Origin of the sequence: Pseudomonas sp. FW300-N2A2, assembly GCF_017351735.1 — a bacterium.
Classification (GTDB): Bacteria; Pseudomonadota; Gammaproteobacteria; order Pseudomonadales; family Pseudomonadaceae; genus Aquipseudomonas; species Aquipseudomonas migulae.
In genome coordinates this window covers 546,620-565,196 of the sequence record NZ_JACNDU010000001.1, presented here as the reverse complement: position 1 = coordinate 565,196, position 18,577 = coordinate 546,620, and the positions used below count along the sequence as shown (strand labels likewise).

Below are 18,577 nucleotides of genomic sequence, written 5' to 3'. Positions count from 1 at the left end.
ACTTCAGAATGAGACGTAGCTTTTTTTGTGTCGACTCCCATGCGTGCGGGAACCCGGTGCGGGTCGTGACTGGCGGCGGGCCTCTGTTGCCGTCCGTTTCGATGGCCGAACGCCGTGAGATTTTCGTGCGAGACCATGACTGGGTTCGCACCGCGTTGATGTTCGAGCCCCGTGGGCACGACATCATGTCCGGCGTGATCATCTACCCGTCGAACCGCGACGATTGCGATTTTGGCGCGTTGTTCATCGAGGTCAGCGGCTGCCTGCCAATGTGCGGGGCGGGTACGATCGGCTTGTCCACCGTGGTGATTGAAGAGGGGCTGGTTACGCCGCGCGAACCGGGCCGGCTGGCCATCGAAACACCGGCCGGGCGTGTCGATGTCGATTACGTCATGAGCGGCGAATACGTGGACTCGATCCGACTGTTCAACGTGGCCAGCTACCTGCACAGCGCCGACGTGGTGGTCGAGGTGCCGGACGTTGGAACCTTCACCGTCGACATTGCCTATGGCGGCAATTTCTATGCAGTGGTTGAACCGCAAGAAAGTTGGGCCGGCCTGACGGGGATGACGACCGCAGACATCGTCAGCCTGAGTCAGAAACTTCGCTCGGCATTGGCAGGCGTGTGTGATCCCGTGCATCCCGAAAACAGCCGGATCAGTGGCGTTCACCATGTCATCTGGTGCGACGACGAACACGGCACCGCCGCCGATGGCCGCAGTGCGGTGTTCTACGGCGACAAGGCGATTGACCGCTCTCCCGGCGGCACGGGGACGTCGGCGCGGATGGCGCAACTGGTGGGGAAGGGCCGGTTGCACGTGGGCGAGACGTTCCGCAATGAGAGCCTGATCGGCACGATCTTCGAAGGCAAAGTCGAGTCTGCGGAGAAAGTCGGCCCATTCGACGGCATTCGCCCCAGCATCGGTGGCTGGGCGCAGATTACCGGGCACAACACCATTTTTGTCGATGACAAGGACCCGCTTCGTCATGGCTTTCAGTTGGCGTGAAGAGGTGTAAATGGCGCTAGGGTGTTTTGAGCGTCAGCAGGTAGCATTAGGTTTTATCTACGCCGTAACCGAGTGCCTAAAACTTTGATCGAACGACGCCAATTTAGCGGAGGCATGAAGGGGAAAAATCTTCGCTATCTGAACGACAACCCCGATGAGCCTGTTCAACTGACACGGACAGGCTTTTTGCTGCTCGAACATTTTTCGCTGCCGGCATTTACGCAGGCACTGGATACGATCATCACGGCGAATCTGCTACGGCCAAAACTGTTCTCGTCGCGCACGTTCGGCTTGCACGACGGGGAGGTCATCAGCGATCTGGGGCTGGTCATCCGGCCGGATGCGCGCATTGATTGCTCCGTCGTGCACGACCTCGATCTGTTGGTCATTTGTGGTGGCTACAGGACCGAGCTGAAGGCCTCTGACGAGTTGACCAGTCTGTTGAGAGCGGCCGCCGACCATGGCGTGAGCCTGGCCGGTTTGTGGAATGGCGCCTGGTTCCTCGGGAGTGCCGGCTTGCTCGACGGCTATCGCTGCGCGATTCACCCCGAACATCGCCCCGCGCTCGCGGAAGTGGCGAAAGCGGCGCATGTCACCAGCGAGCCTTTTGTCATTGATCGGGACCGGCTCACGGCGTCCAGTCCTTCGGGCGCGTTCCACATGGCGCTGGACTGGATCAAGAGCTTGCACGACAAGGCTCTTGTCGAAGGGATCGAGGACATCCTCGCGTTCGAAGAGTCGCGTTACCGGCGGATCAAACCGACGGAAAATGTCTGCGTGAGCGCACCCTTGCGCGAGGTGGTGAAACTGATGGACGCCAACCTCGAAGAGCCTCTGGAGTTGGAGCAGTTGGCCGTTTACGCAGGCCGTTCTCGCCGCCAACTCGAGCGTCTGTTCAAGGAGCAACTCGGCACTACGCCTCAGCGCTATTACATGGAATTGCGCATTACCGAAGCGCGACGCCTGCTGCAGCACACGGAACTGTCCCAGGTGGATGTGCTGGTGGCCTGTGGTTTTGTGTCACCGAGTCATTTCAGCAAGTGCTACAGCTCGTATTTCGGGTACAGGCCGTCGAAGGAAAAACGGCTGGTCAAATAAGCCCCTTCAATACTTGTAGGAGCGAGCCGGCTCCGGGCGGCGTTCCGACGATGGACTTCAGAACACCGCGTTTATCCAGATAACACGCGTTTTCGTTCACGTCCATCGCGAGCAGGCTCGCTCCTACCGTTCAAATGTTCGTAACGACATGCGTTGTCGTACGACTATCTGATTTTCAAATACCCACGACCACACCCGGACCACTAATCTCTTCAAGGGCGGCACAGCCTTTGCCGTTCGGTGGGTTGTCTGTCGAGACGAACGGCCATTTTCCGGATTGACAGCCGGGTAGGGGAATCGTTATAAAAGGCGCAGTTGTACGACGACATACGATGTTACACCCCTAAAAACAAAAACCGGGTCCCATCATGAACTCAATCCGCTTTCCAGCCTTCCCGCATACCGCTTCTTGTGGTCCGGTCCTGATTGCCTGCCCAGGCGCTCAGTCATCCCCGTTATCTGTAGCAACCTCCCGATTGCACGTGCTACTCGTCTGACGATAGCCACAGAGCAGTTCGCTGCGCGTAAGAATTGATCTCGCTTGAAACCGAGAGATCATCACCACAATCCAATAATAAAGTGATGCCATGAATCTGAACGAGCCCATCAATGCGCAACGTGTCGGCCAGTCCGTCGGCAAATATCGCTGGACGATCTGTGCACTGTTGTTCTTCGCCACCACCGTCAACTACCTCGACCGCCAGGTGCTCAGCCTGTTGGCGCCGGATTTGTCGACGCAATTTGGCTGGAGCAACAGCGACTACGCCAACATCGCTTCCGTTTTCCAGTTTGTGTACGCGATATCCATGCTGTTTGCCGGCCGTTTCGTCGACAAGATCGGCACCAAGAAGGCCTACATCATCGCGATCGCTGTCTGGTCGACCGGCGCCATGATGCATGCCTTTTCAGTGCCGATGGGCGAGGGCATCGCAGCGGTGAGCAGTGCGTTCGGTCTTGCGGTGATCCCGGTCTCGATTGCCGGTTTCATGCTGTCCCGCGCTGTGCTGGCGATAGGCGAGGCGGGTAACTTCCCGATCGCGATCAAGGCCACGGCCGAATACTTCCCGAAGAAGGAACGCTCCTTCGCCACCGGTATCTTCAACTCCGGTGCCAACGTGGGCGCGATCCTGGCGCCGATCTGCGTGCCGCTGATTGCTGCCCTGTGGGGTTGGGAAGCGGCGTTCATCGTGATCGGCATGCTGGGCTTTGTCTGGGTGGCCGTGTGGATTGCGCTGTACGAAAAACCTGAAAATCAAAAACGCCTCTCGGCAGAGGAACTGGCCTTCATTCGCAGCGATGCGCAGGTGATTGCCACCCCGGCACCGGGCGTTGCCGAGAAAAAAGTCTCGTGGTTCAAGTTGCTGACCTACCGTCAGACCTGGGCGTTCGCCTTCGGCAAATTCATGACCGACGGTGTGTGGTGGTTCTTCCTGTTCTGGCTGCCAACCTACCTGTCGGCGCAGTACGGCATGAAGGGCGCGGCCATCGTGTTGCCTTTGGCCGTGCTGTACAGCATGACCATGGTCGGCAGTATCGGCGGCGGCTGGTTCCCGAGCTATTTCATGGCACGTGGCGATGCGCCGTATGACGGTCGGATGAAAGCCATGCTGGTCATCGCCTTCTTCCCGCTGCTGGTGTTGCTGGCTCAGCCATTGGGTTACATCAGCTTTTGGGTACCGGTGATATTGATCGGCATCGGGGCGTCGGCGCATCAGGCGTGGTCGTGCAACATCTTCACCACCGTGTCTGACATGTTCCCGCAAAAATCCATCGCGTCAGTGGTCGGCATTGGCGGATTGGCCGGCGGCATGGGCGGTGTTGCGATGACGAAGCTTGGCGGTTGGGTGTTCGACTACTACAAATCGATCAACGATATTCACACCGGCTACATGATCATGTTCGCCATCTGTGCGGTGGCCTACCTGGTGGCGTGGAGCGTGATGAAACTGCTGGTACCGCGCCACAAGGAAATCACCGATCTGTAATCGGCTGGCTTGAGAGGTTGAACCGGTGACGGCGCTGGTAGCCGTCGCCGGTTCCGTTTCGCATGCTGGTCAATTCTTGTGTCACCCGGGTGAGGGGTGACACTCGACGGGGCCTGCTGCACGTGGATAACGAACATCAGAGGAACGAGCACTTCCGATACCATCGCATGCGATGTATAGTCGGGCCTTGCGATCCATTTGTCTTTGGCCCGGAGAATGCTCATGAAACCCACTGAAAAGACATCCGCCCTCGACCTGAAACTTTCCGACTTCCTGTGTTTTGCGGTCTATTCCTCCAACCTCGCCTTCGGCAAGGCTTACAAGCCAATGCTCGAACGGCTCGGACTCACCTACACGCAATACATCACCCTCGTGGCGCTGTGGGAGGAAGACAACCAGACCGTTGGCAGCCTCGGCGAAAAACTGTTCCTGGAATCCAACACCCTCACTCCGATCCTGAAGAAGTTGGAAGCCATGGGTTATGTGCTGCGCCAGCGCGATCCGGAAGACGAACGCCAAGTGCGGATCAGCCTCACAAAAGAGGGGCGAAAATTGCGTGAAGGTCTCTCCGAAGACGGCTTCCCGCAAACCGGTCTGGATGCCGACGACTTCGTGCAATTGCAGCAGGCAATCGTGAAATTACGGGGCAACCTCATCCGTACGACGAAAGATCGGGAGTAGGGCGATTCAACCGTTCGAGCCTGTCTACCCGAAGGCAAGACGACAGGCAGTTCATCACACAACCGGCGCCGGCGCTTTACCCTGCCACCCTCACCAAGCATCATGTGCGGCCCGCACTTATGCCAACGGTGCCGGACATCCGTGGTGAAAAGGAACTGCAGTTGAACGAACAGACATTGTCCATGCGCCTGGAGCGCGTGGCTGCGCATATGCCAGCCGGTGCGCGCCTGGCCGATATCGGCTCGGATCATGCCTACTTGCCGGTGGCGTTGATGCGCCGTGGCGCCATCGCATCGGCGGTGGCGGGCGAGGTGGCATTGACACCGTTCCACTCGGCCGAACGCACCGTGCGCGAAAACGGTCTGGACCAGCACATCACCGTGCGCCTGGCCGATGGCCTGGCGGCAATCGAGCCGGGAGACGGGATCACCGCGATCAGCCTCTGCGGCATGGGCGGCGAGACGATCCGCGACATCCTCGACAGCGGCAAGGCGCACCTGAGCGGCCAGGAACGCCTGATCCTGCAGCCCAACGGCGGCGAGCAGCCACTGCGCCAATGGCTGATGGAAAATGGCTACCGCATCCTCTGCGAGGAAGTGCTGCGCGAAAACCGTTTCGACTACGAAATCATCGTCGCCGAGCGCGCCGGACCGGTGACGTACACCGCCGAAGAACTGTACTTCGGCCCGCTGCAGATGCAGGCACGCACCCCGGCGTTCCTGGTCAAATGGCAGCGCATCCTGCGCCACAAGCAACAGACCCTGACCCAGTTCGCCCACGCGCGACAGGCCGTGCCTGAGGAGAAGGTGCAGGATGTCGCCCGGCAGGCGCGATGGATTAGCGAGTTGCTGACTTGATACGTTTCCCGGGTTTGTACGGACGTTAGCTGGGCGGATATCCCTCAAAGGTGTAGACACATCAAATGGTTGATAACGACCTATCGCGAGGGGCAGCGAACGACCCATAGCCGCCAGTCAAGGAGGGGCGCAATCGGCCAAAAGCGGACGCTCGCCCTCAGATACTCGGAGCGAGCAACCAATCGACAAGCTTGCCCCTTGGTCAACTGCTGATGCGTTCACCAGTAGGCCTGTTTTTTATTCACGCGGATATTCCAAGACGCTTACGTACCATTCTCAAAAGCTGGCTGGCCACATCGGACATTCCCTTGTTCTGAGCCACGACCTGCGCACCCTCGAGTAGCAGGGTCAGCTCCTGAGCTTTGTCGAGTGGGTCTGCCAGCCGCGCCTCCTCACACAATTCTGCTACTCGCTGAAACTGACGCCGTTTATGCGCCTCGATCAACAGCCGAGCAGGATGCAACTGGTCTGCGAGCTCAGCCAGGCTATTAGTGAACGGGCAACCGCGATAACCCGATTTTTCTAGATCCGCCGCGATGAATTCGGCAAATCCCAATAATTGCATAACGGGCTGACCAGGCAGTTGTTCTGCGAGATCGTCAAGCACCGCGCTGTACTGCTCAGTGAGAAGCCGCAACCACTCCAGTACCAGCAAATCCTTGGTCTCGAAATGCCGATACAGCGTCATTTTTGTTGAGCCCGCCAAAGCGGCAATGGCGTCCACTGTCACTCGGGAAATGCCCTGTTCGAAAAATAGCGCGTGAGCGGCATCGATGATGCGCTCACGGGGTGGCAACTGTGCGATGCGTTCAGGACGTATGGGCTTTTCCACGGCTAACACTCTCTGGAAATCGAATTCTGCTTGACATCGATACTACACAGTATCGCATGATACTAACAAGTATCGCTCGATACCGATCAGTATAGGTCACTCATCACAGGAGATATGTATGAATCTTTCCGAGTACGCTGAACATGACGCCGTGGGCCTGGCAGCTCTGATTGCCAACCGCCAAATCAGCGAAGTCGAAGTTCGAAGCGCTGCCCTTTGCGCAATAAAGGCGCTTAACCCTCACATCAACGCGGTAATCGAAACCTGGGAAGACGAGCCACAGGCCCAGGCAGGCCCACTGCAAGGTGTGCCGATGCTGGTTAAAGATCTGGGGCTGACTGCGCGTAATCGTCGCAATGAGTTGGGTAGCCGGCTTGCACAGGGCTGCGTTGCCGATTCAGATTCAGAGTTGATGAGTAGATTCCGCCGTAGCGGTCTTCTCACACTTGGCCGCACCACCACTCCAGAACTGGCCGCCAGCACGACTACAGAAAACCGTGTGGACGGTCCGACCCGCAATCCATGGGATCTGACTCGCAGTGCCGGTGGCTCCAGCGGTGGTTCGGCGGCCGCCGTGGCTGTAGGTGTAGTGCCGGTGGCTCATGCGACTGATGGCGGCGGTTCGATACGAGTACCCGCAGCGTCCTGCGGGCTGTTCGGCTTGAAGCCAAGTCGTGGCCGTTTACCCATGGGCCCTGATGTAGATGAAGTGTGGGCTGGGCTCGCTGTGCACGGTGTCCTGAGTCGTTCGGTTCGGGATACCGCCAGCTTGCTGGACGCTGTGCACGGCCCAGCTGTGGGCGATCCTTTCCACATTGCACCACCGAACCAAGCCTACATGTCTCTGCTGAATCGCGAGCCCGGGTCTCTGCGCATTGCCGTGCAAGAACATGCCCTGAACGGTCTGTTGACATCACCCGAGGTGAGCGCCAGTTTAAAAATGGTCTGCCAGACACTTGAAAACCTAGGCCATCATGTCACGCCCGTAATCGCTGATATCGGTCTGAGCTGGGAAGCGTTTGTGGAACTCAATGCACGATTCTGGTCCAGCAACACAGCTGCTTGGATTGACGCGATTGCGGCTGTAACTGGCCGAGGCATTGATGAGTCCACACTTGAGCCCGCAACACTCGCTCTATACCGGCTCGGCCAGGAATTAAGCGCGACCGAACTGTTGGGCGCGATGTACCAACGCAATATCGTGACCCGGAACATGGGCCAACTGTTCAGCAACTACGACGTGCTTCTAACCCCGACGCTACCCAATGCTCAGCCAGTTATTGGCCAATACAATGCAGGCCAAGAAACACTTGATGGGCGCGGCTGGATGGCGAGAGTGTTCGATCACTCCCCATTCACCGCAGTTTTCAACGTCAGCGGATGCCCAGCCATGTCGATGCCTCTGGCGCACGACTCGACGAATGGCTTGCCTATTGGTATGCAGTTCGGGGCAGGCTATGGCCGCGAAGATCTGTTACTGCAACTGGCTGCGCAGTTGGAGCGTGCTTTGCCTTGGAATGCCCGGCGTCCAGGAATCTGGGCAGGGAACTACTAATCGTCGACCCTAGACATCGCTAAGAACCCGAGAACGCAGGCCGCATACGGGGTATGCGGTCGACATTCGTTGTGCCGTAAAGAGGTGGAACTCCAAATGCCATCCCTGTTAATTGAGCATGACTAAAGGGTCTCACCGATTCGGCGGCTGACCTGAACGACCACTTTTGGCCGATTTCCTGTCTACCACCACCGTCTGCTTTGGGTCGTTTGTGGCCGGCCAACCACTCCGGAGGCCCACCAGCATCGTGGGCCCGTATCGTCGAACTGAAGTGTAACTTCGGGTTGAAGTAAGACCTGGAAACGATAATCGAAACAGGGGTTCTTGCCGAATCATCGTTTCCGCACGGCGCTTTAGCACTGATAGCCTTTTTCAGGGTTAGCTGATTTGTGTCGCAACAACTATGCCGATAGTGTTCCCCGTTCAGTTTCAATAACTGGAGGCGTTTTTTGAAGTCCGATCTTGGCATTCGCAAACGAGTGCTTGGCGCCTTGCCGGAGCTACCGCTCGAGTGTAATGTACACAGCAGCTACGATCTGTAGCGGAGCCAACTACCCGTGATGCTCTCTATTGATGATGCCAAAGCGTTAGGTATTGAGCGTAAGGTAATTACCTTGAAATATTGTGTTTAATCGTTCGTGCTTGCTGCATGTGTAACTGCAACAGCCCAGGCCACTACAAAATCGGAAATCTGTGGATGGCCCGCCGACATTTATAGAGCAACGCAGGAGAGGTGCGCCTGTAATACGGGGAATGGCCGCTGCGAGGTGCTCGCTGCGGCTGAAAAACCAGAAATGAGTGAGTGATCTGAGCGTTTTGGATCGACTCGCCACTTTCAAAATCGGCAGTAGTCGAAGTTAGCCCGAAACGTATGGCTACTTCAGACCATCCCTAGCGCGTGATAAAGCAAAGATTGTCATGTAGCATAGATCAATGAGTAGTTCTACAGTCAGCCCCTCACTACGCGCTTCTGCACCAACTCTAGAAGGTTTGTGAATGATAAAGACTATCCCGATGTGGAAAATGATGATGGCCACCAAAGGTAAGAAAACGGGACTTGCAATACTGGCATGCTTACCTGTTTTCATCGTTACCGGTGCGTGGATGTTTCTTGAAGGGTTGCAAAATGGGCAAAAGCGCCAGGCTGCAATGGGGCTTATTGGTCTGATTTTTTTTGGTGTGTGCCTCCTGCTATTTGCACCTTCAAAAAAATATATTCCCGGCAAAACATTTCAGGCTTATAGAAATAAAAAGCTCAGTACAAAGACGGCCATAAATTACGGTTACGGAATCATTGTTTTTATTTTCGCAGTTTTTGTGGCTCTTGCACCGGAAGACGCGCTGAGAGCAATAGGCTATGGATTAGTAGGCATCTTTAGCCTTTATGTTCTGTCAAAAAGCTTAAAATTTCACGCAGATATCGATTTTTCGACAAATGAATATTTGGCAACCGCTCTGGGATTTCCTGTGGGGGAGAAAATTCTGGTCAGCTACCAGAATTTTGATGCTGACGAGGTTGAAGTTGGTAGCAATGCTTTTGCCGCAACAGCGACAAAATTCATTGTAGCGTCGTTTGATGGGTATCTTTGGAGAAAGCTGTCGCGGGATCTGAATCAGGTCTCGCGCATTGGGATCGCTGGCGATGAAAATCAAAATTACTTCGTTAAATTGCAATTCAATGATGGAGCCGATGCTTTGTTGCGCATTGGGCTATATGAAAAGCTCACATCAAATCCCATTCTGGTAATAAGAAGGCTGCTGGAAGCGATTGATGCAAGTCTTCTTTGTGGTAGTGGTGCATCACAGACAGCACAAAGACGTCGGGTAGTTGTCAACTCTGGAACTCCAACATCGGTTTCAGAAATTGTTGCGCCTGAGGCTGCGCTTGCATCCACGGCGCCTATGCGCAACATTGAGGTAGCCCCTGACGTAATAATTGCTATCCAGAACGCCGAAGAAGTTGTTCCCGGTCGCAGGCTGGAGCTTTAACAATGTCTCATTGTACAAAGTTTGAATTTTCTTATGTTAATGAAGAAGCCATTGCCAAAGCGTTCGGCAAGATGGGCCTAAGCCCAACGACTGGTCTGGTTTCCGTATTTGCCAGCGACTTCAGTAAAAAGGTATTGAGCAAAATAGGCTATATGGGCAAGCAGCAATTTAGGGCTATTTGTGGCCAAACGGCTGATAAATTCAATCTATTTGTTTGCCAAATTGAGGAGGGGTCCTACAAGCTCCTCATCGAGCGGGGAACTATTTCGTCCGACGATGAAGCGATAATGGCTGATTTGGCTTTAAGCTTTCAGAAAGCGTACATCAGCGTAGCCATCGATGAAACCATCAAGCGCATAGACGCATCAGGTGTTCCAGCAAGAGTGAAAGAAACTCTTCAAGGGTTCGAGGTTGAATTCGGACCTAACTACGAATACAGCATTCATGTCACCTTTACGGGCGATGAAATTACGGAGGAAGTGCATGGCGTGAAAGGCGATATTTGCACAAAACTTACTGAAGAGCTTGAATCTCTACTTTCTAGCCCTACTGCGGAACTTATGACTGAGTGGAAGCCGGAATATACCGTAGTCCATGAAGAGCAAACCCTTCAAATTCTCAGTGCGAATTTCTAAATGGAAATCAATGTACACCATATGGAATTGAGCAGCGTTAACGGCCCCGGGTTGCGCTTGACATTATGGGTGCAGGGTTGTGCGCTGAATTGTAAGGGGTGCTTCAATCAGAAGACCCACGCTCGCGAAGCGAGTACGCTGATGCCTGTTTATGAATTGGCACAGAAGATAAATGCGCTGGACATCGCTGGGGTTACCCTCTCTGGGGGGGAACCGCTCGACCAAGCGCCAGCCTTGGCGCAATTAATACATGCCGTCAATGGCGAGAAAAACTGGATACTTTATACAGGCTATACGCCAAAAGAGATATTCCAGAATGAAGCCATGATTCGTGTTGTTAAAGCCGTAGACTTGACGCTGGCTGGTCGGTATCGGCATAACGCGAATCACCCCTATCAGCACAAGCAGATTATCAAAACCAGCGACAGAGTCGACATTGACTTTTTCCGTACTAGAAGAGTTGTCGAGTTTGTTGTTTCAAAATCTGGTGTTACCAAAACCGGTCTTCCGATGCATGTATAACTCAGTTCAAGCGCAGGGATAATAGGCATGAGCCGTACCAAGCAGATAACAGATTACCTCAAAGCGCGTTATGCGATTTTGGTCATTGAAACTTTCGAGGAAGAGCGTGCACTCATTGAAGTTTCTGAAATCGCCAAGGCGCTCGGCCATCGTTTGTTCGTTTGGAACTCGACGCTAGGAGTCCAGATAAATGGCGTCGTGGCTGGGGATAAAACCTTTGATTTGAAAATGGCCTTGGACTTTTGCGAAGAAAAGGCGAAGGAGGAGGGCAGCAAAAATATTTTTGTTTTTTGTGATGCTCATAACTACCTTTCCTCAAGCTCAAATCCTGTCTATCGTCGTCGACTTCGAGATTTAGCCATAAATATCCGCTCACGTGGATATCGAAGCAATTGCATTATCGTGGCGCCCAGCTTTGAAATTGCCAATGATCTTCAAAAGGAAATCACGTTGATTGATTTTCCTTTGCCATCAAGAGATGAAGTTAAGACTCAGATAAATAACTTTGTTAATTCCTGGCAAGGCAACAGCAGCGTTAAGATTGATCTTTCTAGCGAAACCAAAGATAAACTCATTGATGCCGCTTTGGGCCTCACGGGATTAGAAATTGACAATAGCTTGTCTCGTTCATTGGTATCCAGTCTGAGTGTAAATGAAAATACCGTAAAAGATCTGCTTTCCGAAAAAAGACAAATTATACGGAAAACAGGTATCTTGGAATACATCGACTCAAAGGTAAATCTTGAGGATGTTGGAGGGCTGGCAACTCTTAAGAAGTGGCTCCATTTGCGTAGCCAGTGTTTTGGGCAGATTGCTCAGGAGTTCGGTGTCGGAACCCCGAAGGGTTTGCTCTTAACTGGAGTTCCTGGTTGCGGTAAGTCTCTAACGGCGAAATGCGTATCGTCGTCTTGGAACATGCCCTTATTGCGTTTGGACATGGGGAAAATCTTCCAAGGGGTGGTTGGCTCTTCAGAATCCAATATTCGTTCCGCACTACGTACTGCCGAAGCTATTTCGCCCTGCATCCTATGGATCGATGAAATTGAAAAAGGACTTTCCGGCTCTTCCGGAGGAGCATCTGATGGTGGCACGGCTACACGCGTATTCGGCACACTGTTGACTTGGATGCAAGAAAAAACGGCGCCTGTTTTTGTGTTTGCTACCGCTAACAACATCAACAGCTTACCTCCGGAGTTGTTGAGAAAGGGGCGATTCGACGAAATATTTTTCGTTGACTTCCCATCGACATTAGAAAGAAAGAAGATTCTTGAAATACATCTGAAGAAATTGAAACGTGACCCAGAAAAATTTGATTTGGATCGATTGGCTGCTCTAGGAGGCGAGTCGAATTTTGGTAAAGACATTGTGCTTTCTGGTGCTGAAATCGAAGCTTGGGTTGGGGACTCGCTGATTGAAGCGTTCTCACGGCGGATGAATGGCTCCGGTGATGTAAGCGACCTGACTATGGTTGATTTTGAAACTACTATTTCGCGTTTAGTACCAATGAGCAAAATGCGTAAAGACGAGTTTACAAAACTTCGTGAGTGGGCGAATCAAAATGCAATTAGCGCTTCGGCTATGGTTGCCGGTCAGAGTGATACGGAAACTCAAATCGGCGGCAGGCAAATTGATTTTTAATCTGCGGTGATTTTTCAGTGGGTAAGGCTTTCTTGCACAAGTCGCGGCTGATGGTCTGGCCGTTTGTTGCCTGTTGTGAAAGGCAGATATCGACCCAATGCAGTCCTTCTGTTTCATTGTGTCTGTAACTGTCGGCAGCCGACTGTCGGCTCTCGACAGGCCCGGCGCATCGGGCCTGCATTGGATTCTTGCGCTGCAATTGCTGCTGGGACTGTTTCACTCGAAAGGTCAGGTCAGGTCAGGTCAGGTCAGGTCAGTACTTAGGATCCGGCTGAGCGATTCTTTCCCTGCGTACACGGATTAAAAATCTGGTAAATACTCTCGCTGGATCCTACATAGGTTTTGGTACCTGGAACCGCCACAGCCGAGTAATTCTTGCGATCGGTGACCTGAATAAAATTTCCTTGCCCAGCCGTGAAGCTCTCAGTGTTTGGCGGCACTAGCACGCTCAGGAACTGGGCTTTCTTGTCGAGGGCCAAGGCACCTCCCACGGTAATTGGCGCCAGCATGGCGGCCCAACGTTCACTGAACAGGTAGAAGGTATCGGCTGCGGCTCTGCCACTTTGCAGGTGGGCACACTGCACATCGCTGGCGTTGATGACTTCAGCTTGCTGGTAGATGCCGCCCTTATAGAAAGCCAGTACTAGCTTGCTCTTGGTCAGCACACCCAGGCCTTGCTTGGGTCTGCACACTTGCAAATCACCATAGGCAGATAAACACCAGTTGGTTTCGGTGATAGTGACGATTTCGTCTGCTCTGAGCTTCAGATCGCGTTCAATATTGGCGCGGGCTTCCGGGGTTTCGTAAGGGATGGCGCATGCGCTCAATAGAGCTGCGAGGGTAAGGGCGAGTAGCGGGGTTCTCATCAAGCGTCCTTTGCTGCTGGAAGGTACATGTAAATGACGAATATTTTTTGCAAATCTCTTCTTTCAACACTCTACGAGTCAAGCAATCGCGAGAGCAGGAGAAAATTGCCGTCGTTGAGATTGGGTTCTGAGACAAGAACATCAAAGCGGACGATGTGATCGACAGATAGGAATAGAAAAGTGGCCTGGCAAATGCTTCGCCCCCAAAAATCCTCTCAATTTCAAGTTGTAGATTCACTTGATCCCTTCATGGCTACAAGACCGACTCCATAGCTTGGGCGGTGCAGAGGGATATTACTGTATACGTAAGATCTGAGCTAAGCCGCGAGCGTCCGTATATGGCTGTGGATTCAACTGATAGGAATCGACATCAGCCTAAAATCAACATAAAAATCCGAGAGCCGATGCCTATGTGGACGGTAGTGCTGAGGTATGTGATATCGGTGTATAGCTTATTCCAGCGCTAGCCAAGAATCCTTTCTCATCAAATTTGGCCCAAGCGCTTCCCCATGAAAACCTTTCCAGGTCGGTCTGGAATGAGCGTGAAAGCTGTCGCCTGAATGAGTTTTTTAGAAAGTTGACTTCTAGTTCAATTGATTCTCTCGTAGGCCAGCCGGTTTCGGTTCCTGTGGTTGGCACAGACGCGCCAATATGGACTTCAGTCAGTCGACCAGAATGGAAGCAAAGCGCCAAACCACCCGATACGCCTTCAATGCTGATTCCCTGATACGTACGCCACACGTACCCGTTTTTGTGTACCTGTTCGGATCGGTAGAGCTGCGCGAGTGGTGCCGCTGTGGTATCGGAGGTAAATGTACTTTCGATGACAAAGTTGCATCCAGCGATTGCTATATGGATAGAGCCATCTTTCGGGTTGATGGTGAGAGCGGGATTCAATTTCTGGCGGCCTATCAGTCTAGTAGTGTGTAAGGAACAATTGGGAACAGACCACGATATGGGGTTATTAGGGGACAGACCACATTTTCTAAATGTGGTCTGTCCCTGAAATCCCAATTGCGGTCATCCAGCTCAAGCAACTATCCCTGCGCTTTCTTCAACCCTTTCAAACGCACATTCGCCCTTTGCACAGCGGCCATTTTTTCAGGCCGCTTCATGCGTTTCCACTTTCTGATGTCTTCCTTGCTCCGTCCACAACTCACACACAGATCGCCACTCAGTTGGCAAACCGAGATGCAGGGGTTTTCGATTTCTTTAGCCATCGTCAATAACCCTTGGCCAGGCGCTTCTGCCAATCGCCACCGTGAGTGCGCTGGCATTCTTCTTCGGAGTCAAAGCGGACATTAATATCTGAAGGGCTAAGATCGATGTTGGCCTCATTCAAGGCGATAGCCGTCAGCTCAAAGATGCGTGTCTTCGCATTAACCTGGGCGAGCTTTTTGTCAGCGAGGGTTTCGAACACCCAGATCACCTTCAGGGTTTCAGCCAATGCGTTCAGGTCAGTGATGTGGGTGAGCCAGGTAAAACCCTTGATTTCACCTTTTGCTGTTTCGCACGCATCAGTGAGCGTGGCAATCAATCGGCGTTCGATCCGCGCCAGTTCACGTTTCCCTGGGGGCATTACGGTTTCCTTTGGAGGCAGTGGAGGGGGGGGCTGAATCAGGCCGGTCGAAACTCGACCGTCAGATGGCTGACTTCATGAACCGGCTTCAGACGTTCACGAATGCTGTCGGCGTTCGCAGTGGCTTCACCAAGGACGCTGACGATGGCCGCATGAGCTTGTGGTCCAACTCGCCAGACGTGCAAGTCAGTGATGGTGGCATCCCCAGGTTTCTCAACCAGTTCACGGATTTCCTCGGCAACGTGTGCGTCTGTCTGATCCAGCAGTACACCTGCGGTGACCCCCATCAAGATCCACGCCCAACGCGCGATAACGATAGCGCCGACAATGCCTATGACCGGGTCCAGCCACACCCAACCGAGATACCGGCCGGCGAGCAGTGCAGCAATGGCCAGAACCGAAGTCAGCGCGTCCGCGATGACGTGGACGTAGGCCGATTTCAGGTTGTTGTCGTTCCCATGATGGGCATGGTCGTGATCGTGATCGTGCCCATGACTGTGCCCGTGACCCAGCAGCAGAGCGCTGACTATGTTGACGATCAAGCCGGCAATCGCGATGAGCGTAGCGGTGCCGAACTGAACTTCCGTTGGCTGCAAGAGACGTATGACGGACTCAACGCCAATTCCCAGGGAAACCATACCGAGAATCAGCGCCGAGGCGAACCCGCCCAAGTCTCCAACCTTTCCGGTGCCGAAACTGTAGCGCTGGCTGAAAGCGTGGCGTTTTGCGTATCCATAAGCGGCCGCCGCGATGCCCAATGCGCCGGCATGGGTTGCCATGTGAAAGCCATCGGCCAGTAACGCCATCGAGCCCGTCATGTACCCGGCGGTGATCTCGCCAACCATCATCACAACGGTCAGTATCACAACCCAAAGCGTACGCTTGGCATTTTCGTCGTGCGCTGAGCCAAGGAACATGTGGTCGTGTGTGTAGTTGATGTTGGAGCTGCTCATGAGTGTGTACCTGCGTTCACTTGGAGTAACGGCGAATGGCCTCAAGAAGTTCTTCGACGCCCTTGTTACGCTCCTCTTCGCTGAGAGCAGGGTTCGCGACATGCTCCCGCGCGTGGTCCTCGATGATTTCCTCCATCAAGCCGTTGATGGCTCCGCGGGTGGCGGCAACAAGGTGCAGTGTTTTGGCACAATCGAGATCCGATTCCAATGCCCGTTCAACGGCTTGGATTTGCCCGGCGATACGTTTTACGCGTTTGAGAAGATCGCCTTTGTTTGCTGCAATATGGCCCATGGCATACCCCCCCTACCTATGTATTTCGCATGATAGGCATACCCCCTATACCTATGCAATGTCAGGGGCGGAGAGGGCATCTATAACCCCTGGCAGGAATTTGCGAGGGGGGAATCGAGAGGACCTGGAATGATCGCTTCTGGCTGATTGTTGCCGTTCACCATCGACACTGATGCTCACCAGCTGCCCCAATGGATATCGCTTGGATGAATGGCAGTTCCTCAGCCTGCGGGACGTCTGGAAATCAGCTGTACTTAAATTCCGACATCGAGTTCCTGGAGATCAGATTATGAGAAAGCACAGGACGTTTGGTTGGGTAGCGATGATTTTTCTTCTGGTGGCGAACGGGGCAGCTTGGGCGGCCACCGAACGAGCCGAGACGCGTCGTTCCGCGCGCGATGTCAGGCAGGAGACGCGCCAGGGTGCGCGTGAGACGAAACAGGATTGTCGAGCGGCCGATGCCAAGAGCAATCCCGGTTGCCGACAAGACAAGCGACAAACGAAGCAGGAAGGACGTCAAAAAGCCCGGGATATCAAGTACTGAACCTGGACGCTCGAACGGCGGAAACTGGCCGATTTCGGCCAGTCATGGACGGCAGAAATCGGCCAATACCCGATATTGCTCACCCTGGCTCGCAGACGTTTTCGGTCCATGTGCCGTCACAGCCAGCACGTGAAATCTTGCTCGAAAATCCGTCATAACATGTTATGACCTCACTCAAAAATGCCGTTTGGCCCAACAAATACGGCGTTTAATGGACGAATGGTCGTAAGGCGTCAAGCGCGGGGAATTGCTAGGGGCCTGAAGCCACTACAGGCGACTCAGATCGGCGCGTTCGTCGCGGTGAAGTGAACTTCACTTTGATCACGTGTCACATTAAGTCCTCGTTAAGAGAACTTCAGTGGAGGTATAGCCTTATGAACATGGCCACAATTGTCAGTGCCGTGATTTCCAGTCTCGCGCCAACTGTCTTCGACCAGAACGGCCTGCAAGAACCCGGCGCGCATGTCTCAGCCGTCGATTACCACTACGGTATGGAAATCGATGTGAAGCGGGTACTGCAGCGCACTGATACATCCAACAAGACAGGCGTGGTACCGGTGACCCTGGTCTATGAAGACAGCCTGGGTGAGGTTCACAAGATCCGTTTCCTCGAATGGGGCGCAAGCCCGGCAAATCCCACCAGCATTGCCTGATCCGCTCGCCGATAGGGTTCTGGATCTCGCCGACCCCAGAAGCGGAAGTTAAACCTCATATGCACTAAGTACGGATGATTGAAAGTTCATTCGCGAAAATCACTATTATCCTGGCAGCGTAACACAGCGAGATTATTTAATAATAATTGTTGGATCCTAATTACAATCAGCAACGGCAAACTCCAATCAGTCTGTGCCGAGAACTATGTTGATTCACTATTGAAGTCAAGAGGTAACCATGGAACTTAGTATAATTTCTTCGTCCACCGTGGAATATTTTCGTTTGGGCGTTGTATATTTCCATCTTATCGCCTGCTGTGTTGCAATCGGTCTTGTCTTGACCAGTGACGTTGCAATGGTCAAGCAACTCCTGAAGGGGGACGTGTCGGGTCACCATGATGACGCACATATGGAAAGCCTTCAAAAAACCGTAGTAATTGCACTTGTAGCTCTCTGGATTACGGGCATTGGCATTATCGGGATCGATTATGCCGGCAAGGGGATGGAGTATTTCCAGAATCCAAAGTTGCAAGCAAAAATCGGGATCGTTGTACTGCTGACCTTTAACGGCTTCCTGTTGCATAGCGCTGTATTGCCGGCGCTGAAAAAAGCCGGTTCGTTACTTGAACTTTCCTTCAGCCTTCGCATGCTGGCGCTGTTCTCGGGTGCGCTCTCTGGTGTGTCGTGGTTCTATGCCGCCATGTTGGGTGTTGGTCGTCCTCTCGCCTGGAAATACTCGCTGATCGAGTTGCTGGCAGCCTATCCGGTTCTCATCGTTGGTGGATTCGCAATGATGGTAATGCTCACCGCCTGGGCAAAAAGCAGAGATACCGACGGGCGTATGGAGCAAGGCACCTGGACGCAACAAAACGCCGCCCTGGCTTAATGCTA

At 53.5% G+C, this 18,577-nt stretch carries 19 protein-coding genes; 13 read left to right on the top strand and 6 right to left on the bottom strand.

The genetic code is table 11. From position 1 onward, the window contains the following. Window positions 1-8 precede the first annotated feature (8 nt). The 5 genes from J4E42_RS02415 to J4E42_RS02395 all read left to right on the top strand — a co-directional run bounded on the left by J4E42_RS02415 (window position 9) and on the right by J4E42_RS02395 (window position 5,628). Complete coding sequence (locus J4E42_RS02415) at window positions 9-1,007, top strand: 4-hydroxyproline epimerase (RefSeq protein WP_207284472.1); 999 nt, start codon at window positions 9-11, stop codon at window positions 1,005-1,007. 114 nt (window positions 1,008-1,121) lie between these two features. Next, window positions 1,122-2,105 carry a GlxA family transcriptional regulator gene (locus J4E42_RS02410; protein WP_008038798.1) on the top strand — a complete coding sequence of 328 codons (984 nt, stop codon included), beginning with the start codon at window positions 1,122-1,124 and terminating at the stop codon, window positions 2,103-2,105. Window positions 2,106-2,692: 587 nt separating this feature from the next. Further along, the gene (locus J4E42_RS02405; RefSeq protein ID WP_008033386.1) at window positions 2,693-4,090 is read left to right on the top strand and encodes an MFS transporter; all 1,398 of its coding nucleotides are present in this window, start codon (window positions 2,693-2,695) and stop codon (window positions 4,088-4,090) included. A gap of 222 nt (window positions 4,091-4,312) precedes the next feature. After that, window positions 4,313-4,771, top strand: a complete 459-nt coding sequence (locus tag J4E42_RS02400; RefSeq protein ID WP_008033385.1) for a MarR family winged helix-turn-helix transcriptional regulator — start codon at window positions 4,313-4,315, stop codon at window positions 4,769-4,771. 161 nt (window positions 4,772-4,932) lie between these two features. Further along, on the top strand, window positions 4,933-5,628 hold the full coding sequence (locus tag J4E42_RS02395) for a tRNA (adenine(22)-N(1))-methyltransferase TrmK (protein WP_310650437.1): 696 nt from the start codon (window positions 4,933-4,935) through the stop codon (window positions 5,626-5,628). 241 nt (window positions 5,629-5,869) lie between these two features. Here the strand turns inward: J4E42_RS02395 and J4E42_RS02390 are convergent, their stop codons facing one another. Continuing rightward, entirely contained in the window at window positions 5,870-6,460 is a 591-nt protein-coding gene (locus tag J4E42_RS02390; protein WP_008038793.1) for a TetR/AcrR family transcriptional regulator, read from the bottom strand. A gap of 118 nt (window positions 6,461-6,578) precedes the next feature. Between J4E42_RS02390 and J4E42_RS02385 the strand changes: the two genes are divergently transcribed. From J4E42_RS02385 to J4E42_RS02365, 5 genes are all read left to right on the top strand, one after another. Next, window positions 6,579-8,015, top strand: coding sequence for an amidase (locus J4E42_RS02385; protein ID WP_207284470.1), 1,437 nt, complete (start codon window positions 6,579-6,581; stop codon window positions 8,013-8,015). A gap of 996 nt (window positions 8,016-9,011) precedes the next feature. Then, complete coding sequence (locus J4E42_RS02380) at window positions 9,012-10,004, top strand: hypothetical protein (RefSeq protein ID WP_207284469.1); 993 nt, start codon at window positions 9,012-9,014, stop codon at window positions 10,002-10,004. A 2-nt stretch (window positions 10,005-10,006) separates the two neighbouring features. Then, entirely contained in the window at window positions 10,007-10,639 is a 633-nt protein-coding gene (locus J4E42_RS02375) for a DUF2997 domain-containing protein (protein ID WP_207284468.1), read from the top strand. Then, window positions 10,640-11,161, top strand: a complete 522-nt coding sequence (locus tag J4E42_RS02370; protein WP_008044179.1) for a 4Fe-4S single cluster domain-containing protein — start codon at window positions 10,640-10,642, stop codon at window positions 11,159-11,161. 27 nt (window positions 11,162-11,188) lie between these two features. Then, on the top strand, window positions 11,189-12,799 hold the full coding sequence (locus J4E42_RS02365; RefSeq protein WP_008044180.1) for an AAA family ATPase: 1,611 nt from the start codon (window positions 11,189-11,191) through the stop codon (window positions 12,797-12,799). A gap of 260 nt (window positions 12,800-13,059) precedes the next feature. On the opposite strand, the gene J4E42_RS02360 is transcribed toward J4E42_RS02365, so the two are convergent. The 5 genes from J4E42_RS02360 to J4E42_RS02340 all read right to left on the bottom strand — a co-directional run bounded on the left by J4E42_RS02360 (window position 13,060) and on the right by J4E42_RS02340 (window position 16,489). Next, window positions 13,060-13,665 (bottom strand): hypothetical protein, encoded by a 606-nt coding sequence (locus J4E42_RS02360; RefSeq protein ID WP_008044181.1) that lies wholly within the window; start codon window positions 13,663-13,665, stop codon window positions 13,060-13,062. A gap of 1,037 nt (window positions 13,666-14,702) precedes the next feature. Then, a complete protein-coding gene (locus J4E42_RS02355; RefSeq protein ID WP_008033373.1) occupies window positions 14,703-14,885 on the bottom strand; it encodes a DUF1289 domain-containing protein in 183 nt (60 codons plus the stop codon). Between the two features lie 2 nt (window positions 14,886-14,887). Beyond that, window positions 14,888-15,244 carry a hypothetical protein gene (locus tag J4E42_RS02350; RefSeq protein WP_207284467.1) on the bottom strand — a complete coding sequence of 119 codons (357 nt, stop codon included), beginning with the start codon at window positions 15,242-15,244 and terminating at the stop codon, window positions 14,888-14,890. A gap of 38 nt (window positions 15,245-15,282) precedes the next feature. Then, complete coding sequence (gene dmeF, locus J4E42_RS02345; RefSeq protein WP_207284466.1) at window positions 15,283-16,197, bottom strand: CDF family Co(II)/Ni(II) efflux transporter DmeF; 915 nt, start codon at window positions 16,195-16,197, stop codon at window positions 15,283-15,285. A 16-nt stretch (window positions 16,198-16,213) separates the two neighbouring features. Further along, on the bottom strand, window positions 16,214-16,489 hold the full coding sequence (locus tag J4E42_RS02340) for a metal/formaldehyde-sensitive transcriptional repressor (protein WP_008033367.1): 276 nt from the start codon (window positions 16,487-16,489) through the stop codon (window positions 16,214-16,216). 202 nt (window positions 16,490-16,691) lie between these two features. Between J4E42_RS02340 and J4E42_RS02335 the strand changes: the two genes are divergently transcribed. The 3 genes from J4E42_RS02335 to J4E42_RS02325 all read left to right on the top strand — a co-directional run bounded on the left by J4E42_RS02335 (window position 16,692) and on the right by J4E42_RS02325 (window position 18,572). Beyond that, window positions 16,692-17,033, top strand: a complete 342-nt coding sequence (locus J4E42_RS02335; protein WP_223416297.1) for a hypothetical protein — start codon at window positions 16,692-16,694, stop codon at window positions 17,031-17,033. Window positions 17,034-17,407: 374 nt separating this feature from the next. Further along, entirely contained in the window at window positions 17,408-17,686 is a 279-nt protein-coding gene (locus J4E42_RS02330) for a DUF2790 domain-containing protein (RefSeq protein WP_008033362.1), read from the top strand. 238 nt (window positions 17,687-17,924) lie between these two features. After that, window positions 17,925-18,572, top strand: a complete 648-nt coding sequence (locus J4E42_RS02325; RefSeq protein ID WP_207284465.1) for a hypothetical protein — start codon at window positions 17,925-17,927, stop codon at window positions 18,570-18,572. The last annotated feature ends 5 nt before the right edge of the window (window positions 18,573-18,577 follow it).